Origin of the sequence: Rhizobium sp. PP-CC-3G-465, from assembly GCF_004343445.1 — a bacterium.
Taxonomy (GTDB): Bacteria; Pseudomonadota; Alphaproteobacteria; order Rhizobiales; family Rhizobiaceae; genus Ferranicluibacter; species Ferranicluibacter rubi.
The window spans coordinates 191,498-215,380 of the sequence record NZ_SLYH01000002.1 but is presented as its reverse complement, the minus strand read 5'-3'; the positions used below and the strand labels follow the sequence as shown (position 1 = coordinate 215,380).

The following is a 23,883-nucleotide window of genomic DNA, read 5'->3' as shown; positions in this document are numbered from 1 at the left end:
CGCGCACAGACGCCGGCAACGATTCGCGACGTCTACGGATCTCAGAACTCTTCCCAGCTGTCTGTGGAGGGTTGAAGCGCCACGGCCGCCGAGGACCGTCCTGAAAAGGCCTTGCTGATCGTCTTGATCATCGCGCGCGGTGGAGATGCCGGAGGAGAGGACGGTGCTCTTTCAACGGGTGCCTGTCGGGGCCGCATCGACGCCCCGCTCGCCGAAGCGAACTGGAACCGTCCGACCAGCTCCTTGAGCCTTGCAGCTTCCATCGCCAGCGTCGCGCCGGCGGCATTGGCTTCCTCGACCATGGCGGCGTTCTGCTGCGTGACCTGATCCATCTGATTGACGGCGGTGTTGACCTCCGCGAGGCCCCCGGACTGCTCCCGCGAAGAGGTTGCGATGGAATCCATGTGCTGGTTGATCGTGACGATGTAGGCCTCGATCGTCCGCAACGCATCTCCGGTCTGCTGGACGAGGTGAACCCCGCTCTGGACCTCGCCGGAGGAGTTCCGGATGAGATCCTTGATCTCCTTTGCGGCCTTTGCGGAACGCTGTGCCAGTTCGCGCACTTCCTGCGCCACGACGGCGAACCCGCGGCCGGCCTCGCCGGCGCGTGCCGCCTCAACGCCCGCATTCAAGGCCAGAAGATTGGTCTGGAACGCGATTTCGTCGATGACGCCGATGATGTTCGAGATCTGGCTGGAGGACTGTTCGATCTTGCTCATGGCATTGACGGCATCGCCCACCACCGTGCCGGAGCGGCGTGCGCTTTCATTGGCCTGGACGGCAACCGCACGCGCTTCCTCGGCGCGCTTTGAGGAATTCGAGACATTGACCGTGATTTCATCGAGCGCCGCGGCCGTTTCCTCCAGCGACGCTGCCTGTTGTTCCGTCCGCCGCGAAAGGTCGTCGGCGCTCTGGCTGATTTCGCGTGATCCGCTGTCGATGGATGCGGTTGCTTCCGACACGGAGGAAAGGGTCGTGCGGAGCTGTTCGACGGCCTGGTTGAAGTCGGTTCGCAGGCTCTCGAAGTCATGGTGGAAGGTTTCGGAAATGTGAAAGCTCAGGTCTCCCTCGGCCAGATGCTTGAGGCCGTCGGCAAGTCCCCTCGTCGCCTGGGTCATGGCTGCGGCGCGGGCGCTCTCCGTCTCGGTGGCGCGGCGCCGCTCGTCCTCGGACTGGCTGCGCTGGCGGTCTGCCTGTTCTTCGAGATCCCGTGTCTTGATGGCGTTGTCCTTGAACACCTGGACGGCGCGCGCCATGGCACCAACCTCGTCGGGCCGCTCTCCGCCGTCGATGGCGGCGTCCAGGTCACCCTTGGCAAGACGCGTCATGGTCGTCGTAATCCTGCCGATGACCGAGGCAAGCGAGCGGGCAAAGATCAGGAAACCGAGCAGCGACAGGATTGAAACGACCACCGTGCCGATGATCGTCATCCATAAGGCTTCCGAGGCCTCATCCACCACCGTGGTGACGTCCGATGCGATCTGGAGAACGCCGATTGTCGCGCCTGAGAAATTGGTCAGCGGTCGGGCCTCGACGATATAGTGCCTGTCGGCGATGGTGACGTTGGCTTGCATCGTCTCTCCGGCCAGCACGGACGTGAGGCTTGCCTCCGGCAACAGGTCGCCTTCGAAGGTCGACGCCTGCTTGACCAACTTGCCATCGGCTTGGACGTAGACGGCGATCTCACCACCGATACGCTGAGCGACGGACGAGAAATAGTCGTTCGTCAGGCTCGTGCCCGCATCGACGACACCGACGACGACGCCGTCCTTCTTGATCGGAGCCGATGCAAACATGCTGACGGCTGTCCGTCCGGGTTCGATACCTGCAACCAGATTGCCAGACTGCAGCGCCTGGACGATGGTCTTGCGGCGTCCCTTCATGTCGTCGCCGAATTTGTCCGGCGTGTGAATGCGGGCAACGGCTTCACCGTTTGCATTGGTCACCGTGAGGAGCGTAATTCCGCCCTCCTTGACGATGGAAGACATGGCACCGGCGTAGCGCGCGATGATCGCTTCCCGCGCGTTGGATGCAATCAGCCCCGCCATCTCCGGCTCGCCGGCAAGGGCAAGGGCGATCGCCGAAGCCGTCTTCCGCTGCGCTGCCATATCCATCTCGACGAGAGCACGGTCCGCACTTGCCTCGTGTGCCAGCGTATCGGCTGTCGAGGCCGATTGCCGGTACGACGCGCTGCCGCCGATCGCAACAGCGGAAAAGAGCACGGCTGCAAAACCGTAGGCAGTGATTTTGATCCAAAGCGGACGTTTTACGACGGAATGAGCCACGAGATCCTCGGCAACTTGAGCAATGTAAGTTACGATGGACGAAACTCATAAAATATGAATGAATTTACAACCGGAGTCTGAACTAAACTTGGCGAGAACTGTCTTTTAGCGCGCGCTTTATAGTCATGCAGTCGTCCACTGGGTCATGCATGGCTGACACGTCATGCAGACGTCGCTCTCACCGGCCAGGCACCATCGCCGGAATGGGCTGATTGCCGCTGCCAAGAAGCATGATCGTATCGGTGGCGAGCGCGGCGATCCCTAAAAAGAAATCCCGGAATGCGGTTTGCGGCTGGTCGCGAACATGCGGTCGAGGTCTTCCACGGCTCCCTCGCAATCCGTGACGAGGCGCCCGGATGCGGCGAGATGGGCAGCACTTTGTGCCCCGAACAGGAGTGTGGCAAGGTCCGAGATGGTGAGGGATGCCTCCGGTTTTCCCTGGCTTTTGACCGCGCCCGCAGGACCGACAGACCATATGCCGGCATTGTCGGGAAAGAGGTCGTCCTCGACCGCAATCCTGACGTCGCGTGTGCCGCCAGGACGACGCGCCGAAAGCAGGGCTTTGAGATCGAGGGGCCGTATCCAGCTTTCATCACGTTGGTCGGATATTTCCAAGGCGCGCGGATTGTCCAGAAGCAACGGCAATGGATCATCGACCGGCCGCGATGGAAAGACCACCCGATGCAGGATGTCCTGGCCGAAGAGATGGCCGTTCAGCGCGCGCCAGGCTTCACCGTCATGGGCAACGAGATCATCGACGATCACCGTGCGACGCGATGACGTGAACCAGTTCTCCGAAGGCTCGACATGGAAGCGTAGAAAACCGCGTTCACGACCCTGCTGGCCAAACACCACGGCGTGATGGGGCGTTGTGCCATGCGCGGTGCGGTATTCCTGCATCGACCACCACCCGTCCCATCGGGACAAGGTCGCAGCGCGGGGTTTCGGGTCGGTATCGGCGATCTTTCGAAACAGCTCGAAACTCTCACGGGCATCGACGATGCGAATTCCTTCAAGTGACAGGCCGGCACGTGATGTGCCGGCGGCCAGCCGGGTGCGGGTGAGATCGATGTCCTGGCGGACCGAACAGGACGCAACGCCGTAGCCGTAGCGACCGTAGATGCGGGGATCGGATGCTCTGAGGCCCGCGACCACATAGCCATCGGCCCGGGCACGATGAAGCTGGTCGACAAGAAGCCGGCGAGCGATCCCGCGACGGCTCGCCTCGGGAGAAACGCCGACATGCGTCACGGAGAGATGGCTGACGCGCTCACCGCCCGGCAGGATCACCGATGAATCATAGCCATTGACGACGCCGCGCAGAAGATCGCCCTCGTAGCCGCCGAACGGCTTGCCGTCGCGGAGAAAGCGGACTTCCGCTTCGGGGCTGCTGCGTCCCAGATCGCCGATGCCCAGCATGGCTTCCCGGAAGAGCGCAAAGGCCTGCCGCCGGCCGGCTTCGTCGGTGATCGATCGTATATCCATGCGAGAGCTTCCAGAGTTCATTCTGTTGGTCTTGAAGACGGGGGGCCGCCACGACGTGCGGCAGGGCTTGTCGCGTTGTTACGACGATATCGGCGCGAGGAGACCGCGCGCTCTGAGAATGGCTGCGGCGCCTTCGCCAAAATGCCAGGCCTCTTCGAGATGGGGCTGGCCGGAAAGGATGAAGTGGTCGAAGCCGGCATGATGATAGGTTTCGATAAGGTCGGCGACCTGCGCATGGCTTCCGACCAGAGCCGTGCCCGCCCCGCCGCGCACCAGGCCGTAGCCGGCCCAGAGACCGGGGTGGATTTCCAGCGCGCGCGCCGAGGTCGGCAGGCCTTCGCGCCCCGCGTTCAAGGCCGACATCTGGCTCTGGCCGATGGACTCCGATTTGGCGAGCAGTTCCTGCGCCTTTCGCACCCGTTCCGGCGAGAGCCAGCCGAGCAGCTTGTCCGCCACGGCCCAGGCCTCATCTTCGGTATCGCGGGAAATGACGTGCAGCCGCACGCCGAAGCGCAGCGAACGCCCACCGGCGGCGGCGCGCGCCTTGAGCGTGCGGATCGTTTCGGCCTCGACCGCCGGCGGGCGGCCCCAGACCAGATAGACGTCGGCATGCGCCACCGCCACATCCTGCGCTGCGGGGCTGGCGCCTCCGAAGAAGACGGGCGGCAGACCATGGGAACCGGTGTCGATACTGGCTTCGCGGACATCGTAGTGCTTGCCCTTGAAGGAAAAGGGACGGTCCGCGGGTGCCGAAGTCACGCCGCGGACCACGGACAGGAATTCCGCCGTCCGCTCATAGCGGGCGTCATGGTCCAGATGATCGCCGAAACGCGCCTGTTCGAAGCGATCGCCGCCGGTGACGACGTTCAGAAGCAGACGACCGTCGGTTATTCTCTGGAACGTCGCCGCCTGATGGGCAACCAGCGTGGGCGATATCAGGCCCGGCCGGAAGGCCACCAGAAACTTGAGACGCGTCGTTTCACGCGAAAGCGCGGCGGTCGCGATCCAGGCATCCTCGCACCATGTGCCGGTCGGTGTCAGCACGGCATGGAACTGTTGCGCCTCCGCGGCGCGGGCGACGTCGCCGAGATAGGCAAGCGTCGGTGGGCGGAAGCCGCCGGAAAATTCGACGATATGGCTATCGTTCCCGGAGCCTGTCAGACCCCGGCTGTCGCCATTCGTCGGCAGGTACCAGTGAAGGTGAATGTTTCCGGTCATGCCGTATCCCGTTGAAGACGTTCGAGGTGAGGGAAGTCGGCCTCATGCGCCCGTCCCGGTATGGCGGCAAGCAGCGCGCGGGCGTAGGCGGATTGTGGCCTGTGCAGGAGGTCGTCGGTTGCCGCCGTCTCGACGATCCGCCCCTGCTGCATCACGGCGATACGATCGGCAACCTTTGCGGCAACCCGCAGATCGTGGGTGATGAACAGCATGGCGAGCCCGAGGTCGCGCTGCAGTTCCGCAAGGAGGTCCAGAACCTGCGCCTGGACCGACACGTCGAGCGCCGAGACCGGCTCGTCGGCGACGAGCAGTCTCGGCTGGTGCATCAATGCGCGCGCAAGACCGATGCGCTGGCGCTGGCCACCTGAAAACGCATGCGGCTTGCGATCTGCCACGGACGCATCGAGGCCGACGCGCGCAAGGAGCATTGCCATACGCGCATGCGCCTCGGCCTTGCTCAGGCCTGCCCGCAGAACCGGTTCGGTCAGAATGCGGCGGACGTCGTGGCGCGGATTGAGCGAGGATTGAGGGTCCTGGAAAACCATCTGGACCGCCGGCCGCCGCTGCGATGTGAAAAGATCGCCGGCTCGTGCGATGTCGTCGCCGAACAGCCGGAAATGTCCGGCGTCCCGTTCGATCAGACCGGTGATCACCTGTCCGAGCGTCGACTTCCCCGAGCCGCTTTCACCGACGAGCGCAAGCGTCTCCCCTTCGCGCAGTTCGAGGTCTACGCCGTCAAGTGCGATGACCGATCGGCCTTTCGCTGCAAAGAATCCACGTCTGGCGGCATGGGTCTTTTCGATGCCGTCGAGTTCGAGAAGGGCGACGCGATTCGTGAGGGACGGCCGCCTCGTGGTATCGAGGGTCGGCACGGCGGCAAGGAGGCGACGTGTATAAGGCTGTTGCGGGGTATCGAGCACGGACCTTGCGTTGCCCACCTCGATGATCTCGCCGTTCTGCATGACGGCGACCCGATCTGCGATCTCGCGCACGACGCCGAAATCATGGGTGATGAACAAGACCGCCAGCTTATGGCTGGCGCGGAGTGCCAGGATCAGCTTCAGGATTTCCGCCTGCGTCGTCACGTCGAGCGCTGTCGTCGGTTCGTCTGCGATCAGGAGGTCCGGACCGCAGGCCATGGCCATGGCGATCGCCACGCGCTGCCTCTGCCCGCCGGAAAGTTCGTGGGGATAACGCCGGCCGATCGTCTCGGGTTCGGGCAGTTGCATGGCGGAAAACAATTCGCCGATCCTTGCCGGCGAGGCGGGATGGCCATGCGCTTCCAGCGCCTCTGCAAGCTGACGCCCAACGGTCAGGAGCGGATTGAGCGCCGTCATCGGTTCCTGGAAAATAAAGCCGATCCTTGCGCCGCGCAGTCTGCGAAGCTGCGGCTCGTTGAGCGACAAGACATCCTGTCCGTCGAAAAGCAGCCGGCCCTTCGTCACCTGCAAGCCATCGCCCGGCAGAAGCCCGGCAATGGCGGAGGCCAGCACGGATTTCCCGGACCCGCTTTCGCCGACGATGCAGAGCACTTCGCCTCGGTCGATCGAGATCGTTGCACCGGAAACCGCGAATTTTCGGTCGCTGCCGGCTGGCAATGCGATGTCGATATTTTCGATGGAAACCAGAGGGGAGGGACGAGGCTGGGTCTGGGTCACGGGCCGGCTCTCCGGCTCCGCTTCGGATCGAGCCAGCGTTCCAGTCCGTCGCCCACTAGATTGAAGGCGAGCACGGTGAGGAAAATGGCAAGGCCGGGAAGCGTCGACAGCCACCAGTTGACGCTGAAGGCCGTGCGTCCGGACCCCAGCAGGAAGCCCCAGGACACGGCGTCGCGACTGCCGAGTCCGAGGAAACTGATGCCGGACTCGATCATGATGGCGCTGGCCAGAAGAAGCGACGACTGGACCACGATCTGCGGCAGGACATTGGGCAGGACATGCAGGAGCGCGATGCGAATGTGGGACAAACCGCTCACCCGCGCGGCCCGCACCCAGTCCAGTCGGCGAAGCGAAAGCACCTCTGCGCGCACGACGCGGACGATGGGCGGCCAAGCCATCAAGGCGATCGCAAGAATGACCGTCCAGCGTGTGGGAGAGAAGATCGCGACGATCATGATCGTCAGGAGGAACCCGGGAATGGTCTGGAAGAATTCGGTAAAGCGCATGAGCCCTTCGTCGATTGCTTCGCCGAGATACCCGGCGGCCAGCCCGATGGCGCTGCCCGAAGCGACCGCGAAAGCAACGACGGTGAAGGCGACCACGAGCGTTGCGCGGCTTCCATGTACGAGGCCGGCAGCAAGATCGCGGCCGAGCATGTCGGTGCCAGCCGGAAATCCGGGAGACAGCGGCGGCAGGTTGGGCCGTGCCACCATGCGCCATGGATTTCCCGGGTAGAGGACATCGGCGAAGATGACGCAAAAGACGAGCAGGGCGAGGACGATCAGGCCGAAAAGGACGGGCAGTGTCAGGAAGGGGCGGCTTAAGCGGTGTTTCATGTTTTCCCCTCCCGTTCCAGACGCGGATCGATCAGCCGGTAAGCCGCGTCGGCGATCAGGTTGGCGATGATGACGCCAAGGGAGGACAGGATGAACACCGCGAGAAGCACATTGTAGTCGCGGCCCGAAAGGGCATTGAAGGCCAGTCGGCCGATGCCAGGCCAGGCAAAGACGGTTTCGACAAGGATGGAGCCGCCGATCAACTGCCCGGCCTGCAGGGATGCGACCGTGATCGTCGGCAAAAGCGCGTTGCGCAGCAGATGGTCGCGCCAGATCCGCCAGGGCGACAGGCCCTTGGCGCGGGCGGTGCGAATGAAATCCATTGCGGAAATCTGCAGGAGGGCCGTGCGGCTGACGCGTGCGTGGACCGACATGTAGAAGAAGCCGAGCGTCAGCACGGGCAGAACCATATGGGACAGCCGGTCGCCAAGGGCGGCCCAGCCGCCGCGTGCCGAGACGGCGGCGGTTTCCATGCCGTAGGATGGCAGCCAGCCGAGTTTCACCGCAAAGACGATGATGAAGACGAGGCCGACCCAGAACATCGGCATGGCGAAGAAGGCGACCGAGATCGTCGTGATGACGACATCGACAGCCGATCCCGGCCGGCGTGCGGAAAGCGCCCCGAGCGTGACCCCGAGAACGATGGAGAACACGAAGGCGCTGCCGGTCAGAAGCAGCGTCGCGGGGACCTTCTCCAGCACGATGTCGAGGACAGGGCGCTGATCGCGATAGGAGATGCCGAAATCGAAGCTGGCGATGTTCTGGAGATAGCGCCAGAGCTGAAAGAGAAGCGGACCGTCGAGGCCGAGATGGTGGCGCAATTCATCGACGAAGGCCCGATCGCTGCCGCCCTGGTCTCCGGCAAGGATCAGGGCGGGATCGCCGGGCGCCATCCGTACCAGCAGGAAGCTCAGCACGATGACGGCGAACAAGGTGAGCCCTGCCTTGGCAAGCCGCAGTCCGAAGGCCCTGCCATAGGCCGCCGCGATCCCCTGTATCTGATACCGCTGCGGGCGTGCCACCTGCGTCATTTCTTCAGCCAGACCGCGGCGAAGTTGTCGTCGGTGCCGAGCGCCGTCGTGATCAGGTCCTGGACCTTGTCGTGATAGAGGGTCGGGAAGACGATGTCATGTGTCCAGACCATCGGCACGTCGCGCGACAGGATCTGTTGGACCTTGGAGTAGATTTGCCGGCGTTTCGCATCGTCGGCTTCATGCGCGCCCTGTTCGAGCAGCGCATCGATTTCCGGATTGGAATAGCCGTTGACATTGCCGCCCGTGCTGCCGGCATTGTCGCCCTGAACGGTCCTGTAGCCATAGAGAATGCCGATGCCCGGATCGGCGGTCGTGTAGACGAAATTCTGGGCGATATCGTAATCGAACGTGGTCAGCCGCTTGAACCATCCGGCCACGTCGACGGAGGCGATCTCCACCTTGATGCCGACGGCACCGAGCGCTTCGCGCAGATACTCGGCCTGGCGCGACCACAGTTCGCCGTAGGGCAGAGGCACCAGCCTGAGGGTGAAGCGCGTGCCGTCCGCGTCGGCCTTGTATCCGGCCTCGTCCAGCAGGGTGGCCGCCTTTTTGGGATCGAACGGATAGACGGTCTCGACGCTGGTATCCTTGTAGGACGACAGCCGCGAGAACGGGCCGTTGCTCGGTTTTCCATAGCCAGCGAAGATGGTGTTGATGATGAAATCGCGGTCGATGGACTGAACGATGGCTTGGCGAACCTTCTGATTGGCGAGGATCGGATTGCGATTGTTGATGTGGACGTAGCCGATCGGCTGCAGGAATTCCCATCCCGCTTCGCTGATCTTGACGCTGTCGAGAGCGGCAAGGCGCGGTATGTCGAAATTCTCGACATCGCCCGAACGCAGCACATCGACCTGTCCGGTCTCAAAGGCGATGGCGCGGGAATTGGCATCGGGAACGACCTGGAAGTCGATCTCGTCGAGATAGGGCTTGCCGGCATCCCAGTATGTTTCGTTGCGCACGAGGCGAATGGTGCTGCCCTTCTTCCACTCCTTAAACTTGAAGGGGCCGGTGCCGATGAATTCGCCATTGGCCGGCGCGCTGCGGAAGTCCGTGACGCCGACATATTTATGGGCCGGAACGATCGCGACGTTCAGCGTGTGCAGGAAGGCCGGGTAGGGTGCTTTCAGGGTAAAGACAACGGTGAACGCATCCGGTGTCTCGATTCCTGCGATCTCGGCGCGCACATCCTTGGAACGCGCATGCTGCACCGGCAGGAAATCGCCGATGCTGAAGGCCACGTCCTTCGACGTGAACGGCTCCCCGTCGTGCCAGGTGACGCCATGGCGCAGCTTGAACGTATAGGTCTTGCCGTCAGGGGAAGTAGTCCAGCTTTCCGCGAGCCGCGGAATGGGCGCGATATCAGTGGCGGAATAGCCGAGGAGCGAGTCGTAGATCTTGTTGCCGACGAAGGTGGCCGGGCCGAGGCGGTTGATGCCGGGGTTCAGCGATATCGGCTCCGGCTGGACGATAAGATGGAGCGTGCCGCCCTTTTCGGCGGACAATGCCGGCCCGGACGTCAGCATCGCAGCGATCAGCATGCCGGCGAAACGCAACATGTTCGATTTCAGAATCCGTCCGGACAGCATCTATCAACCCTTACTCTATGGATTTAATAGGTATGCTACAGAATGGACGGCGAGACGCGGTGCATCCATTCTAAAATGTCGAGCGTCCGGGGAAATCCTCTATCGCCGATATCGAAATTTCGAAGATTCGCGTTCGCCGATGTCGCGCATCGGTGTTTTCCGACTGACGACCCGTTTGCGCATGTCTCGGGGGCATGACCTCAGATGCACATTTATTTCAATAATCAGGGCAATTCCGCCTCTAATTTTTCTCCAAGCGCTCACATCGAGTAGTTTCGCGCGTTTTGGTTTTCTCAAAAGACTATAAAAACTATAGAATTAAGTGTACGGGAGACCCCAATGACGCATTCCACTCGCCGATCCTCCCAGCGGATCGCGATCTCTGCCCTTTCAATCCTGTCAACCTTCGCTCTGCCGGCCAAGGCCGAGGAGCAGAAATTCGGCGGCACGCTGAGGATCGCCTCGCTGCAGGCCGATCTCGATGCCTTCGACCCCCTGACCGGCTACAGCACCGATTCCTGGGAAATCCTGCGCGCTGTCACCCGTCAGCTGGTCACCTATCCGGGCTCTCCCACAGACATCAAGGACGATACGCAACTGGTTCCCGATCTGGCGACATCCTGGGATGTCAGCGCCGACGGCAAGACCTATACCTTCCATCTGAAGGATGACGTCTTCTTCTCCGGGCCGACCGAGCGCAAGATCGTCGCATCTGATTTCGTCTACGGCATCAAGCGTTTCTGCGACCCGAACAAGCAGGTCGCGGCAATCAACTACTTCAACCTGGCGATTTCCGGCTTCAAGGCCTATTGCGAGGACTTCTCCAAGGTCGCGACCGGCGATCTGGCGGCATCCAAGGCCTTTATCGACGGCCACGATATCGCTGGTGTCTCCGCGCCTGACGAAAAGACGCTGGTCATCAAGTCCGACACCAAGAACTATGATGTCCTCAATATCCTCTCGATGAACTTCGTCTCGCCGCTGCCGCCGGAAATCGCCTCCAAATATTTTCCGGACTCGGCCGAGTTCCGCAAGAACTTCCCCTCCAGCGGTCCCTACTTCGTCGAATCCTATCAGGACGGACAGAAGCTGATCCTGAAGAAGGCAAAGAATTTCAAGGCGGAAAGCGATCAGGCCCGCAAGGCCTATGTCGACGAGATCGTCGTTGATTTCACCGCCAACAGCGAAGACAGCATCGTTCAGAAGATCGAAGCCGGCGAGGCCGATCTTTCGCTTTATCTCGACGTTCCGCCGCGCAGCGCCATCCGCCGTTTTCAAACACAGAAACAGGCGCAGCTGCATGCGTCCAACAGCGGTGCTGCCAATTTCATCACCTTCAACGCCCGGCCCGAAGCCAAGAGCGAAGGTGCGGATGCGCTGCGCAAGCTGGAGGTCCGTCAGGCACTCAGCTACGCGGTCAACCGCGCACATCTGGTCCAGATCCAGGGTGGGCCGATTTCCTCCGTGCCGCTGTCGCAGATCATCACGTCGACGATCCTCGGCCACGAACCGTTCGATCCCTATCCGACCGAAGGTAGCAAGGGCGACCCGGCCAAGGCAAAGGAGCTGCTCGCGAAGGCGGGTTATCCCAAGGGCCTGAAAATTGACGCCATCTATCGCACCACGGCGCAGTTCGAAGCCATTGCCGTCGCCGTCAAGGAAGATGTGGCGGCGGCCGGCATCGACCTCAACCTCATCCCGATCCCGCCGACCCAGTGGTATGCCTTCATTCAGGACGCCAAGAGCCGTTGGGACATCTCGCTCGGTTCGCAGTTCGCGCCCGATTGGCAGGGGCCAAGCACCCGCATGCTGCTGGGCGGCTGGCTGAATTCGGATGCGTCGCCGTGCGGCACCGGCAATGTCAGCTCCATCTGCTACAGCAACGCGGAGCTGAACACGCTCGCGGCCGAAGCCTTCCCGTCCGACAATCCGGGACCGATCTGGGCCAAGGCAGACAAGATCGTCTCCGCCGATCTGCCCTGGATCCCGCTGTTCGAAAAGCGAAAGATCGCTCTGACCTCGGAGCGGATTACCCACTGGGCATGGTCGTCGCTCGCTGTTCAGGCCGACATCACCAATATCGCGGTCAAGAACTGAGCCTGGCATGCGTGTGTTTTCCGTTAGCGACCTGAAGGTCCGTTTCGGTCGCGTCGAAGCCGTGAGAGGTATCACGTTCGACGTCGATGCGGGCAGGACGCTGGCCATCGTCGGGGAGTCCGGCTCGGGCAAGAGCGCGGGGCTTCTCGCGGCAACCGGTCTTCTGCCGACATCGGCGTCGGTGCAGGGCAGTGTCCTGCATCGGGGGCAGGAAATCCTCGGGGCGTCGCCGAAGACACTGCGGAAAATCCGTGGGGCGGAGATCGGCTTCGTCTTCCAGGATCCGCTGAGCAATCTTCATCCCCTGAAGATGATTGGGGAGCAGATCGGCGAGGCGATGTCCGCGCATCGCAGGATCGGCCGCAGCGAAAGGCGCGAACGCGTGCTCGCGCTTCTCGACGATGTCGGGATCGACGATCCCGTCGCGCGGCTGAACCATTATCCGCGCCATCTTTCGGGCGGCATGCGGCAGCGGGTGATGATCGCCATGGCGATTGCGCTCGACCCGCATCTGATCATCGCCGACGAGCCGACGACAGCGCTCGACGTCACGGTTCAGGCGTCGATTCTCGACCTGCTCAAGCGTTTGCAGGAGAAACACGGAACGGCGCTCATCTTCGTCAGTCACGATCTCGCCGTCGTGTCCGATATCGCGGACCATGTCGTGGTGATGCAGAACGGCCTTGTGGTCGAGAAAGCGCCGGCCGGCCGCATCTACGACAGTCCGAAGCACGCCTACACCAGACAATTGCTGGGCGCTGCGCGCCTTGCAGGGCCGCGGGCATATGCAAAACCCGCCGGCGCCGAACCGCGCAGCCCGCTCCTTCAGGTCCGTTCTCTCGGGCGATCCTTCGAGACATCGTGGCCAGTGCTGAAGGATGTTTCCTTTGTTGTGGGGAAAGGCGAAATCCTCGGTCTTGTCGGAGAATCCGGCTCGGGCAAGTCGACCATCGGCCGCATCATCGCCGGTCTCGACAGACCCGACGCAGGAACGGTCACTCTCGGCGGAGAGGAGTATGCAAAGCCGGGAACCGCTGGCCTGAAGGCGGATATCCGCAGGGCGATTCAGGTCATCTTCCAGGATCCCTATGCGAGCCTCAACCCGCGACGGACCGTGGAGGCGATCCTCGCCGATCCCTTCATCATCGCTGGCGAGCGCGACAGGGCAAAGATCGCCGACCGGGTCAGGCAGCTCGTGTCGGATGTCGAATTGCCGGAGGACATACTCGGACGCCTGCCGTCGCAGCTTTCAGGCGGTCAGCGCCAGCGTATCGCGATCGCCCGGTCCATCGCGTTGCGGCCGTCGCTGATCGTGGCCGACGAGGCGGTATCGGCCCTCGACATCACCACCCAGGCAAAGATCGTCGCATTGCTTGGCGATCTTCGCGATCGCCTCGGCATCTCGTTTCTCTTCATCTCGCACGATCTCGGTGTCGTCGGAGAACTCTGTGACCGCGTCGCCGTGCTCGAAAAGGGCTATATCGTCGAGACCGGTCCGACGCGGCGCATCTTCGAATATCCGGAACATGACTATACGAAGCGGCTTCTGGCGGCAGTGCCGGGCCGCAAACGGCAGCCCGCGGATCGTTCGCAGAAGGCGGTGTCCTATGCTGGCTGAAAGTGTTGCAGCCATTTCGGGGCGACGGAAAGACACCGTGTCCTCACCGACCCTTCTGCAGATCCTATGGCGGGAGCGCAGCGTGCGGATCGGGGCAGGCATCGTCTTTCTTGTCCTGCTTGCGGCACTGTCGGCGCCGCTCGTTTCGCTCGCCCTCGGGCATGGGCCGACGGACCAGTTTCAGGAGACGGCACTGGACGAGATGGGCCTCCCGGTCGGGCCGTCGGCAGCCTTTCCGCTCGGCGCCGATGGCAATGGGCGCGATGTGCTTGTCCGGACCCTCTACGGGGCGCAGGTCTCCCTGCTGGTCGGCATTCCCGCGACGACGATCGCGATGCTCATCGGCACGCTCGTCGGAACCGTCAGTGGCTTTTTCGCCGGCCGGATCGATCGTGTCGTCAGCCAGGGAATCGATGTCGCTCTGTCCTTTCCCTTCGTGGTCACGGCGCTCAGCCTTCTGTCGCTCAACCGCGGCGGAACGGGGCAGCCCATCATTCCACCCCTGCTCGTCGTCATTCTCGTTATTTCCCTGTTCTCCTGGACCTATTTCGCGCGTCTGACGCGTGGCCTCGTTCTACAACTGCGGACGAGTCCGATGGTGGAGGCATCGGTGACGATCGGAGCGTCGAAGACGCGCATCATCCTGCTCGACATCCTCCCGAACATCCTGCCGACGGTGCTCGTCTACTGGGCCGTGCAGCTGCCGGCGAATATCGTTGCCGAGGCCACTCTGTCCTTTCTCGGCGTGGGTATTCAGGCGCCGCTGCCGAGCTGGGGCAATATGATCGCGGAAGCCCAGAGAACATCGCTCTATCAGGACCAGCCTTGGTTCCTCGCAGGCCCTGGTCTCGCGCTGTTTCTCACCGTCGTTGGGTTCAACACGCTGAGCTCGGGCCTGAGGACCGTGCTCGATCCTCACCAAAGGTCCGCGTGATCCATGATGAAGAATTCCCTCTCCACCCTCGTTCGCTCGACCACGACGCTGGTCATCGTCCTCATCCTGTCCTTCTTCGTCACCCGCGTCGCCTATCGGAACCCTGCCGCGATGCTGGCGCCCCGCAACGCCACGCAGGACGTGATCGACGGTGTCGCGCGGGCCTTGCGTCTCGATGAGCCCTGGTATCTGCAACTCTGGTATTATCTCTATCGCGGACCCGACATTCAGGGCGCGCCGATGGGGCTGTTTCATTGGCCGCCGGCGCTCGGGTTCTCGTTCCGCAAGCAGGCGCCGGTCACCGATCTGATCCTTGCAAAAGCGCCCGTCACGATCTCGCTGGCGCTCGGTGCTCTCGTCATCTGGATGACGATCGGCATCATCGCCGGGGTTGCCGCATCACGCTGGCAGGGGCGCCTCGTGGATCATGTGCTGGCGTTTTTCGCCTATGTCGGCCTGTCCGTCCCGACATTCCTGAGCGGCATCCTGATCTCCTATTTTCTGTTCTTCCAGCTGACCAGCCATGGCTTTGCCTGGTTCCCAAGCAGCGGCTACGTGCCGCTGACGGAAAACGTGGTGGAATGGGCGCGACATCTGCTGTTGCCCTGTGCGACGCTGGCGATTGCGGAAATCGGGATTTTCCAGCGGATCGTGCGGGCCGGCATGCTGGACGTGCTCGGGCAGGACTATATTCGCACCGCGCGCGCCAAGGGACTTTCGGAAACCCGCATCTACCTGTCTCATGCCCTGAAATCGGCGCTCAACCCGATCATCACGCTCGGCGGCCTTGAGCTCGCCGTCATCATGGGCGGCGCGATCGTCACTGAGACGATATTCGGGCTCGACGGGGTTGGCCGGATGGCCATCAACGCCGCCTTGGATGGCGATTTCCCGTTGGTGATCGGCACCACGATTTTTGCGTCTTCCGTCTTCGTCCTCAGCACCCTGACGGTCGATCTGATGGTGCAATGGCGCGACCCGGCAAGGCAAAGCTGAACACGATGCACCATGTCGCTCACCTATTTCCTGATCCAGCACCACTTCTAAGGAGACAACAAACATGACCGCAGTGGATGCTCAAGCTTCGCTTACCTACCTGCGCCCCGCCACGGCGAACGAAGAGGGTCTTATGGCGCGCTTCCAGCCGATCTTCGACCGCATTGCCGAGGGCAATGTCGAGCGCGAGCGCAACCGCACCTTTCCGGTCGAGCAGGTACAATGGCTCAAGGACGCGAATTTCGCGCTCGTCCGCGTACCGGAAGAGCTCGGCGGATGGGGGGCTTCGCTGGAACAGACATATTATCTTCTCGCTCTGCTGGCCGAGGCGGATGCGAATGTCGCGCATGTCTGGCGCAATCACCTTGCATTTATCGAAGATCGCCTGAATGCCAGGCCTTCGCCGGCCAACGAGCGCTGGTTCCAGCGTTTCCGTGACCGCGAATTCGTCGGTGGCGGCTGGACGGAAGCCAATAACGGCACCTACGCCATGATCAGCACGACAGTGACGCGCGAGGACGACCACCACAAGGTCACCGGCGCGAAATTCTATGCGACCGGCAGTCTCTACGCCGATTGGCTCGACGTCATCGGCAAGGGCGAGGACGGCTCGCTGATCACCGCTCTGGTCAGCCGCCACCAGCCGGGCGTCGTGCTCGCCGATGATTGGCCGGGGTTCGGCCAGCGCACCACGGCCAGCGGCAGCGCCACCTATCAGGATGCGATCGCGCATGAAGGTGATGTCTTTCCGGCCAGCGAGCGTGTCGTCTATCAGGGGCATTTCTACCAGACGGCCCTGCTGGCGGTTCTGACGGGCATTACCCGTGCGATCCTGCGCGATGGGATCGTGGCGTTGAAGGCGCGGGGGCGCAATTATCCGCAGGGTCTCAATCCGGTGCCGGCGCTCGATCCGCAGCTGCTGCAGGTCATCGGCGAAGTCTCGGCACGCGTCTTCTCGACGGAATCGGCTTTGCGACGCGCCGCCAGCTCGTTGGACCTCATTGCCGCGGCCCATGCGGCGGGCGATCTGGACCTGCGCGACAAACGCGCCACGGCTGGCGAAGTGGCTGTCGCCCAAGCACAACTCGTGATCGTCGAGGGTGTTCTGCACGCTGCCACGCATGTCTTTGGCGCACTCGGCGCATCTGCGACCTCCGAGGAAACCGCGCTCGATCGCCATTGGCGCAACGCACGCACGCTGGCCTCCCATAATCCGGTTGCCTACAAGGCGCGCATTCTGGGGGATTACCTCGTCAACGACACGTCGCCCCTGTCCAGCATCGCCCGGCTCGGCCGCGGCGGGCAAGGCAACTGAGGAGAAGCCCGGATGACCAAACCGTATCTGGCCCTCGGTCTTGCGGGACCGCATCTGGTGGAGCTGACCGAAAGCAGCGCTTTGTTGTCGCGATGGGATGCATTGCCCGTCGCGTTCAGCGTGCTGGGCATCGACCGTATCGACGGAAGCTTGCCGGCATCGGTCACACTTGCAAGCAGCGCCGCAGGCGCGACCCTTGCGGGGGCAACGAAAAACGGTCGTTTCCTCATCGCGGCGGCACCGCAGCGGGACCATCCCTACAATATCGCCCGCCGTGTCGTTTCCCTCGCCCATCTTTCCCGTGGTCGAAGCGGGCTTCTGATCGGGGTCCGCGATGTCTATGCCCCCGAAGGCCCGCGCGACGCACCCGCCTGGGGTGGCGCAGGGCTTGGCGGCGGTGCGCCGCTGAACGCCCAAACCGCCTATGACGCAGCCTTCGCGGTGCGGGCGCTGGAGCAGGGATGGCCCTACGACTCGATCATCGGCAACCGGGAAACCGGCATTCTGGTCGAGTCGAACCGCATCGTGCATGTCGATCTCGACAACACCTTCTCCATCGCCGGCCCTTTGAACGCACCCGCGCCGGCAACGGGTGCCTCGGTGATTGCCTGGCATGCAGCGACCGTCGCCGATCTGCCGCCGGGCAATGCGGACGGCCCGATCGACCTCATCCTCGGCAATGCCGGATCGGTGCCGGTGGTCGCGCTCGGCGCGGAACCTCCTGCCGGACGGTTTGCGGGCATCCTCCTGCGCCCGAGCCTGGAGCAGTCGGTCGGTGAACTGCTGGATGTCGCCGAGCGATGGCTTGGCGATGGCTTCGCGTCCATTCCACCTGGAGGGACCTTGCGCAATGCGCTCGACCTCACGGAGCCGCCGCCATTGGCGCCGACGTTGCGTGCCGCTTTTCCGGCGCCGAAACCCCATGTCTCCCTATAGACGGCAACGGAGCCTTTCATCATGACGAACAAGCGATCCGGCCATGTCATCCTGGGGATCAACGTCCTCGTGCTGGGCTACCTGCCCGCGGCGTGGAAGACGCCGCTTCTGGCAAAGGATGCCTTCATCGACCCGGATTACTGGGCGAACATCGGCAGGACGGCGGAACGCGGTACGCTCGATGCCCTCTTCCTGGCAGATGGCCCTCTCCTCGGCGACCCGGCCTATGACGCCAATCCGATCCGCCTCGAACCGACCGTAAACTGGGGACAGGTCGCCACCACGACGTCCCGCGTCGGTCTGGTCTCGACCGCCTCATCGACGTTCAACGATCCGTTCGAACTCGCCGAACGGCTGCTCTCATGGGACCACCAGACGGGTGGACGTGCGGCATGGAATGTTGTGACGACCCGCGGCGTAAACGCGGCGCGGAATTTCGGCATGCCGGATATTCCCTTTCGCGACGACCGCTACGATCGCGCACGGGAGTTCGTGGATGTCGTGCGGGCTTTGTGGGGTTCGGCGGCAACGGGCCGGGATATCGATTTTCATGGCGAATTCTTCGATATCAAGGGGCGTTTGCGGGTGCCGCCCTCGAAACAGGGGCAACCGATCATCTTTCAGGCCGGCGGCTCGCCGCAAGGGCGGGCGCTGGCGGGACGCGTGGCCGAGGGTGTGTTCGCCGCAGAGTTGACGAAACAGCAGGCGATAGAGCACTACCGTCTGGTGAAGAATTTCGCGCGCGGCAACGGCCGCTCGCCCGATGACATCAAGATCCTTCCCGGGCTGCTCCTGAGCCTGGGCAGCAGCGAAGAGGAAGCGCGTCGCCGCAGCGACGAAATCCACGATGCAGGCCCGCCGTCCTACTCGATCGCCTGGCTGTCGCAAGCGATCGGCTATGATGCATCGACATTCGCGCTTGACGAGCCGTTTCCGGAAGAGGTTCTTGGCCCCGTCAAGGACAGCCAGACGTTCCTCGGCAGTATCGGTTTCAGGGAATCCATCATCACGCAGATCCGCAAGACCAACCCGACGGTGCGCGAATACCTGAAGCAGACCCGCTATACCGGTTCGGGTCATGCCGGGTTTGTCGGGACGCCGGAACAGCTCGCCGATCACATCGAGGACTGGTTTCACGCAGGCGCCATCGACGGCTTCAACCTGCAGCCGGATCGCCTGATCGATGGGCTGCCGGTCATCGTCGACGAACTCGTACCGATCCTGCGCAAACGCGGCCTCTACCGCCATGCCTATGAAACGGAGACCCTGCGAGAGCACTTCAAAGCGGCCTCGCCGACCCCGTCTTTCTAAGATGATAATCTTCGATATCGGAGGGCGAGCGAATTCTTCTATTGATTTGAGGGGATTTTCTCGATCTCGTGGGCGCGCTAAGTCTATGAATCCTTAGGTCTGGCCGATACTGGCCGGGCCTTATGAAACACGCTGTTGCATTGAAACTGGTGTACAGCGCGCAAAAGCAACATTTCCTTATCTTCGCCGGCCATGAGTTGTGCGCCGATCGGCAGGCTAAGGCTGTCGAAGCCGATCGGGAAACTGATGGCCGGAAGCGCGGTCAGGCTCGGGATGCAGGTGAAGCGCATGTTGCCGGTCAGTGTGCTTTCCTCGTCGTCGCCGATCATGATCGTCTCCTGTCCGATCAGCGGAGCGGTGAAGGGGAGTGTTGGTGTGAGAACCAGGTCAAGCTCGCCGAACACGGTATCGAATTGTTCGCGCAGGTAGGTTCGGTAGCGTTGCGCCTGCAGATATTCGATCGCCGTAAAGGTTTTTCCAGCCTGGAGAAGGATGCGGACATCTTCGCCATAGTCATTCGGCCGCTTTTCGATCCAGTCGGCGTGAACGGCGCTTGGCTCTGCCGCGTCCACGATCACCTGTGCGTCGACGGCGACATCGAGACCGTGAATCGTGATCGGCCGGAACACAACGCCCATATCCTCGAAAAGCGTGATGGCTTGCCGAAACGACCGGTCGATATCCGGTTGGAGGCTTTGAAAGCTGTAGGGATCAATCACGCCGATTCGCAGGCCCGCCAAGGATCGTTCCAGGCTTTTCAGCGTGTCGCCGCTGCCCGACAGAATGGAAAAGAGAGTTGCGCAGTCCCTTGCACTCGGCGCGAGCGGGCCGACGGTGTCCATGCTCCAGGCAAGGGGGAACACACCCTTGGTGCTGACGCGTCCGACACCGGGACGCAGGCCTGTAACGCCGTTCATGGAGGCAGGGAGGCGCACGGAGCCGCCGGTGTCGGTGCCAAGCGTGGCATAGGCACTTCGTGCCGCAACGGCGGCGCCCGAGCCACCGCTCGATCCCGCTGGAATGCGGGCTTTGTCCCAGGGGTTGCGGCATTGCCCGAAATGCGGATTGGCCGTGGTGCCACCCCAGGCGAATTCGTGCATATTGGTAGCGCCGATGATAATCGCGCCGGCCCGTTTCAGGCGCTGCGTCACATCGGCGTCTTCTGCGGCGATATGGTCTGCAAGAATGGCGCTCCCCGCCGTCATCCGGCGATTGCGGATCGCGATATTCGCTTTGAGGGCAACGGGAATGCCGTGGAGCGGACCAAGGTCGCAGCCGTTCGTCAACAAGGCCTGGTGCGCCTCGGCAAGCGCCACGGCCTCATCGGCATAGAGGTCACTGAATGCGTTCAGATCGCGGGTCGTTTCTTCCCGGACGAGGCACGCCGTAACCAGATCCGGAAAGCTGATCTCGCCTGCGCGCACTTTGTCGCCCGCCTCGGCGATGGAAAGCTCAAGAATATCCGTCATCATGATGTCTCTTTGGGGGATCGGGCGGCAGAATGCCTTCTGACCGGCAGCCGCATCACGCCGGTGTCCGCCATTTCATTTCAGAAGCGACGAAAGCCGTAATCGGCGACATACCGGCCGAGAGAAAGCGGTCGTGGAAGCGTGTGACGTTGACGGCGCGCTCGGCCCAGGCAGCGACCGTGGGCCGAACGGATTCCACGTGCTCTTCCGTGAGCGGGCCCATCATTTCCATGCGCGCGGCGAGTGAGAGAGACATGAATTCTCCTTGCAGGTCATCGGGAACGGGGTGCGACGCGACGCTGCATCGCACCCGGCAATCCCAGCTACTTCATCTTCTCGTCTGCGGCAGCCTTGGCCTTGGTGGCCAGTTCGACGTTGACGTTGTTTTCGTAGGACGTGGCTTCGGACGGGTAGGCCTTCACGTTCTTGGCATAGAGGGCGATGTTGAGATTGTTGTCCCAGGCCTTTTTGCTCACCAGAACGTTCTCCGGATAGCCCTTGGCATCGATCTCGCGCTTGACGGCTTCGCTGACGATCTCGCGGGGCAGGTTCGGGAAGTATTTCGTCGCGACATCCACCGTTTCCTCGAAATTCTTGTAGATGAAACGCGACGCCATTTCGAAGGCGGTAACGACGCCCTGGGCTGCTTCCGGATTCTCGGCAATGTATTCCTTCGTCGTCGTCAGGCTGGAGAAGGCGAAGGGGTACCAGTCCTTGTTCGCCGAGAAGGAGTAGACCGAACTCAGGCCATTCTGGCGGATACTCTGGGTCACCTGCGGTTCAACGGCGAGTGCGTAATCGGCGCGGTCGCTGACGATAGCAGGAATTTCATTGCCGATCGCGACGTTGACGAGTTTCACCTTGTCAAGCTTCTGCTGCTTGATCAGGTAGCTCATGAATGCCCATGTGGTGTCCGGCTCAGGGCTGGTGATGACCCTTTTGCCGGCCAGATAGGTCAAATCGTCCTGAATGGATTTGGCATCCTTGCCGATCACGAACACGGTCGGTGCGTCCTGGATGCCTGCTACGACGACGCCGTCGCCGCCGTTTTCACGCGACTTGGGCACGAAGATCGGATCTTGAATGGAAAAGTCCGCCGAACCACCGATCACGGCCGCCCAGGATTGCGCGCCGCCGCCGCCGGTCGCGATCGTAACCTTCAGTCCCTGTTCGGCAAAGAAGCCCTTTTCCTGCGCGACATAGAGCGGAAGGTACAGCAGCGACTGGAAGGCCTGGTTGATGCGGACGTCCTTGTCTTCGGCCTGGACCGCGAGGACGGTCGAGCCCAGAAGCGTGGCAGTCAGAGCCGCACTGACGGTAAAGCCCTTCAGGATGGATGCGATAGTCATGTCTATTTCCTTTCCCAGGAGAGAATGAAGCGTTCGAGGAGGGTAATGAGAGCGTTGAAAACCAGCATCATGAGCATCACCAGCGAGACGCCGGCGAGCACGATGTTCATGCCGAAATTCGAGCTGCCGAGCAAAATCATGTGACCGACGCCGGCTTCCGAAGAGATGTACTCGGCGACGATGGCGCCGATGAGCGCAAAGCCGACGTTCAGTTTCAGTCCCGACACGACCCAGGTCATTGCAGAGGGGATGACCAGCTTCGTGAAGATTGCGGTTCTCGAGGCGTTGAACGAACGCATCAGGTTGATGAGGTCCGGATCTGTGCGCTGCGCACCCCTGTAGGAGGTGGTCAGGGACACGACCACGCAGGAAAAGGCGACGATCATGATCTTCGACAGCAGTTCGGTGCCGAACCATATGATGGTGATCGGCGCGATGGCCAACACCGGGATCGAGCCGATAGCGGCGATGAATGGCGCGGCAAGATCCGATATGAACTTCGAGTACCAGAGCATCAGGCCAAGAATGGAACCGCCGATGGCGCCAACGGCGAAGCCGATCGTGGTTTCCATCGTGGTCACCCAGATGTCGTTCAACAGTTCGCCCGATTGCAGCCGCTGCACCAGCACCTCCAGAACCATGCTGGGGCTGGCAAACAGGAAGCGGCTGATGAAGCCCGTGCGGGCGCCGATCTCCCAGTACAGCAGGCCTCCGAAAACGATGGCAAGTTGCAGTGCGATCAGCACGGCCCGCCTGGTCCGGGCGTTGCGAAAAATGCCGCCTTCACCGCGAACGACGCGTGCGGGCGCTGCGGACGGCTGCGTCCGATCGACAATGGTTTTCATGGATGCCCCTCTGGCGCTTAGACGAGAACCGGTGAAATTCCGATATTTCGCCAGATCATCTCGTAATAGTCGTTGAAACGAGGCGACATGCGGCGCTCCGGTATAAACGGGCTGTCCGTCTCGAGATCGATCTTGATTTCATTGATGATTTCACCGGGCCGCGCCTTCATGACGTAGACTCGGTCAGACAGGGTAACGGCTTCCTCGATGTCATGGGTGATGAAGATGACGGTCTTCTTCTCCTTTCTCACGACGTCAAGCAGTTCGCTTTCCAGTGCGATCTTCAAGGGGTAGTCCAGTGCCTTGTAGGACTCGTCCATCAGGATGATCTGAGGATCGGTGATCATCGTGCGCATCAGTGCCACCCGCTGGCGCATACCGCCGGACAATTGGGAGGGAAACTTGTCCTCGTAACCATCCATGCGATAGATATGCAGCATGGCCTTGGCACGCTCGCGGGCGTCTCTCTTCGATACGCCGCGAATTTCGAGGCCGAGAATGACGTTGTCGCGGACTGTGCGCCACGGGAACAGAAGATCTTTCTGCAGAACATAGCCGATCTTCGAAGAGGTTTGGCCGGTGGTTTCCTGGTTCTCGACGATGATGCTGCCCTCGTCGGGAGCCAGAAGGCCGGTGATGATATTGAACAGGGTCGACTTGCCGCATCCCGAAGGGCCGACGAAGGAGACGAATTCGTTTCTGTCGGCATGAAATCTCAGCTTCTTGATGATCGTGACATCGCCGCCGGATGAAGCATATGATTTCGATATGTCGATCGCTTCCAGGGCATGCCCCATAATCTTCCTTTCGCCGCCTGTACTGGCGGGTATCCGGCGCTATTGCAGGCTGACGGCTCGTGCGGGATCTGCGTGACCGCCGATCCCGCACCTGAACCTCCATCCCTCTGG

Annotated in this window: 19 protein-coding genes; 7 read left to right on the top strand and 12 right to left on the bottom strand. The window is 62.0% G+C overall.

Annotated features, from left to right (window positions below; translation table 11 throughout):
• Positions 1-41: 41 nt before the first annotated feature.
• The 7 genes from C8J33_RS13380 to C8J33_RS13350 form a co-directional block, all read right to left on the bottom strand.
• Entirely contained in the window at positions 42-2,285 is a 2,244-nt protein-coding gene (locus C8J33_RS13380; protein ID WP_245423278.1) for a methyl-accepting chemotaxis protein, read from the bottom strand.
• A 261-nt stretch (positions 2,286-2,546) separates the two neighbouring features.
• On the bottom strand, positions 2,547-3,770 hold the full coding sequence (locus tag C8J33_RS13375; protein WP_245423279.1) for a GNAT family N-acetyltransferase: 1,224 nt from the start codon (positions 3,768-3,770) through the stop codon (positions 2,547-2,549).
• Positions 3,771-3,848: 78 nt separating this feature from the next.
• Complete coding sequence (locus C8J33_RS13370) at positions 3,849-4,988, bottom strand: LLM class flavin-dependent oxidoreductase (protein ID WP_110807833.1); 1,140 nt, start codon at positions 4,986-4,988, stop codon at positions 3,849-3,851.
• Complete coding sequence (locus C8J33_RS13365) at positions 4,985-6,646, bottom strand: ABC transporter ATP-binding protein (protein ID WP_110807834.1); 1,662 nt, start codon at positions 6,644-6,646, stop codon at positions 4,985-4,987. Before C8J33_RS13365 ends, C8J33_RS13370 begins: the two co-directional genes overlap by 4 nt.
• Positions 6,643-7,482 carry an ABC transporter permease gene (locus tag C8J33_RS13360; RefSeq protein WP_110807835.1) on the bottom strand — a complete coding sequence of 280 codons (840 nt, stop codon included), beginning with the start codon at positions 7,480-7,482 and terminating at the stop codon, positions 6,643-6,645. Before C8J33_RS13360 ends, C8J33_RS13365 begins: the two co-directional genes overlap by 4 nt.
• On the bottom strand, positions 7,479-8,513 hold the full coding sequence (locus tag C8J33_RS13355) for an ABC transporter permease (RefSeq protein ID WP_165929805.1): 1,035 nt from the start codon (positions 8,511-8,513) through the stop codon (positions 7,479-7,481). The genes C8J33_RS13360 and C8J33_RS13355 overlap by 4 nt, the downstream gene beginning before the upstream one ends.
• Positions 8,510-10,075 (bottom strand): ABC transporter substrate-binding protein, encoded by a 1,566-nt coding sequence (locus tag C8J33_RS13350; protein WP_245423280.1) that lies wholly within the window; start codon positions 10,073-10,075, stop codon positions 8,510-8,512. Before C8J33_RS13350 ends, C8J33_RS13355 begins: the two co-directional genes overlap by 4 nt.
• A gap of 369 nt (positions 10,076-10,444) precedes the next feature.
• Here C8J33_RS13350 and C8J33_RS13345 point away from each other — a divergent pair, with 369 nt between their 5' ends.
• The 7 genes from C8J33_RS13345 (at position 10,445) to C8J33_RS13315 (ending at position 19,312) form a co-directional block, all read left to right on the top strand.
• Positions 10,445-12,202 (top strand): ABC transporter substrate-binding protein, encoded by a 1,758-nt coding sequence (locus C8J33_RS13345; RefSeq protein ID WP_110807838.1) that lies wholly within the window; start codon positions 10,445-10,447, stop codon positions 12,200-12,202.
• A 7-nt stretch (positions 12,203-12,209) separates the two neighbouring features.
• The gene (locus C8J33_RS13340; RefSeq protein WP_132664632.1) at positions 12,210-13,820 is read left to right on the top strand and encodes an ABC transporter ATP-binding protein; all 1,611 of its coding nucleotides are present in this window, start codon (positions 12,210-12,212) and stop codon (positions 13,818-13,820) included.
• A 37-nt stretch (positions 13,821-13,857) separates the two neighbouring features.
• A complete protein-coding gene (locus tag C8J33_RS13335) occupies positions 13,858-14,754 on the top strand; it encodes an ABC transporter permease (RefSeq protein ID WP_245507177.1) in 897 nt (298 codons plus the stop codon).
• Positions 14,755-14,757: 3 nt separating this feature from the next.
• Entirely contained in the window at positions 14,758-15,750 is a 993-nt protein-coding gene (locus C8J33_RS13330) for an ABC transporter permease (RefSeq protein WP_110807841.1), read from the top strand.
• Positions 15,751-15,814: 64 nt separating this feature from the next.
• Positions 15,815-17,065 carry an acyl-CoA dehydrogenase gene (locus C8J33_RS13325; RefSeq protein WP_110807842.1) on the top strand — a complete coding sequence of 417 codons (1,251 nt, stop codon included), beginning with the start codon at positions 15,815-15,817 and terminating at the stop codon, positions 17,063-17,065.
• A 12-nt stretch (positions 17,066-17,077) separates the two neighbouring features.
• A complete protein-coding gene (locus C8J33_RS13320) occupies positions 17,078-18,001 on the top strand; it encodes an LLM class flavin-dependent oxidoreductase (RefSeq protein WP_110807843.1) in 924 nt (307 codons plus the stop codon).
• Between the two features lie 21 nt (positions 18,002-18,022).
• Positions 18,023-19,312 carry an NtaA/DmoA family FMN-dependent monooxygenase gene (locus tag C8J33_RS13315; RefSeq protein WP_110807844.1) on the top strand — a complete coding sequence of 430 codons (1,290 nt, stop codon included), beginning with the start codon at positions 18,023-18,025 and terminating at the stop codon, positions 19,310-19,312.
• Between the two features lie 83 nt (positions 19,313-19,395).
• On the opposite strand, the gene C8J33_RS13310 is transcribed toward C8J33_RS13315, so the two are convergent.
• The 5 genes from C8J33_RS13310 to C8J33_RS13290 form a co-directional block, all read right to left on the bottom strand.
• Complete coding sequence (locus C8J33_RS13310; RefSeq protein ID WP_245507176.1) at positions 19,396-20,784, bottom strand: amidase; 1,389 nt, start codon at positions 20,782-20,784, stop codon at positions 19,396-19,398.
• 52 nt (positions 20,785-20,836) lie between these two features.
• A complete protein-coding gene (locus C8J33_RS13305; protein ID WP_110807845.1) occupies positions 20,837-21,037 on the bottom strand; it encodes a hypothetical protein in 201 nt (66 codons plus the stop codon).
• 67 nt (positions 21,038-21,104) lie between these two features.
• Positions 21,105-22,130, bottom strand: coding sequence for an ABC transporter substrate-binding protein (locus C8J33_RS13300; RefSeq protein ID WP_110807846.1), 1,026 nt, complete (start codon positions 22,128-22,130; stop codon positions 21,105-21,107).
• Positions 22,131-22,132: 2 nt separating this feature from the next.
• Positions 22,133-22,975 (bottom strand): ABC transporter permease, encoded by an 843-nt coding sequence (locus C8J33_RS13295; protein WP_110802140.1) that lies wholly within the window; start codon positions 22,973-22,975, stop codon positions 22,133-22,135.
• A 17-nt stretch (positions 22,976-22,992) separates the two neighbouring features.
• Positions 22,993-23,772, bottom strand: a complete 780-nt coding sequence (locus C8J33_RS13290; protein WP_110807847.1) for an ABC transporter ATP-binding protein — start codon at positions 23,770-23,772, stop codon at positions 22,993-22,995.
• Positions 23,773-23,883: the final 111 nt, after the last annotated feature.

Coding starts and splice junctions, on each gene's coding strand:
- C8J33_RS13295 (WP_110802140.1), bottom strand. CDS start 22,975: ATGAAAACCATTGTCGATCGGACGCAGCCGTCCGCAGCGCCCGCACGC.
- C8J33_RS13300 (WP_110807846.1), bottom strand. CDS start 22,130: ATGACTATCGCATCCATCCTGAAGGGCTTTACCGTCAGTGCGGCTCTG.
- C8J33_RS13325 (WP_110807842.1), top strand. CDS start 15,815: ATGACCGCAGTGGATGCTCAAGCTTCGCTTACCTACCTGCGCCCCGCC.
- C8J33_RS13305 (WP_110807845.1), bottom strand. CDS start 21,037: ATGTCTCTCTCACTCGCCGCGCGCATGGAAATGATGGGCCCGCTCACG.
- C8J33_RS13375 (WP_245423279.1), bottom strand. CDS start 3,770: ATGGATATACGATCGATCACCGACGAAGCCGGCCGGCGGCAGGCCTTT.
- C8J33_RS13310 (WP_245507176.1), bottom strand. CDS start 20,784: ATGATGACGGATATTCTTGAGCTTTCCATCGCCGAGGCGGGCGACAAA.
- C8J33_RS13340 (WP_132664632.1), top strand. CDS start 12,210: ATGCGTGTGTTTTCCGTTAGCGACCTGAAGGTCCGTTTCGGTCGCGTC.
- C8J33_RS13315 (WP_110807844.1), top strand. CDS start 18,023: ATGACGAACAAGCGATCCGGCCATGTCATCCTGGGGATCAACGTCCTC.
- C8J33_RS13370 (WP_110807833.1), bottom strand. CDS start 4,988: ATGACCGGAAACATTCACCTTCACTGGTACCTGCCGACGAATGGCGAC.
- C8J33_RS13355 (WP_165929805.1), bottom strand. CDS start 8,513: ATGACGCAGGTGGCACGCCCGCAGCGGTATCAGATACAGGGGATCGCG.
- C8J33_RS13345 (WP_110807838.1), top strand. CDS start 10,445: ATGACGCATTCCACTCGCCGATCCTCCCAGCGGATCGCGATCTCTGCC.
- C8J33_RS13320 (WP_110807843.1), top strand. CDS start 17,078: ATGACCAAACCGTATCTGGCCCTCGGTCTTGCGGGACCGCATCTGGTG.
- C8J33_RS13290 (WP_110807847.1), bottom strand. CDS start 23,772: ATGGGGCATGCCCTGGAAGCGATCGACATATCGAAATCATATGCTTCA.
- C8J33_RS13360 (WP_110807835.1), bottom strand. CDS start 7,482: ATGAAACACCGCTTAAGCCGCCCCTTCCTGACACTGCCCGTCCTTTTC.
- C8J33_RS13330 (WP_110807841.1), top strand. CDS start 14,758: ATGATGAAGAATTCCCTCTCCACCCTCGTTCGCTCGACCACGACGCTG.
- C8J33_RS13350 (WP_245423280.1), bottom strand. CDS start 10,075: ATGTTGCGTTTCGCCGGCATGCTGATCGCTGCGATGCTGACGTCCGGG.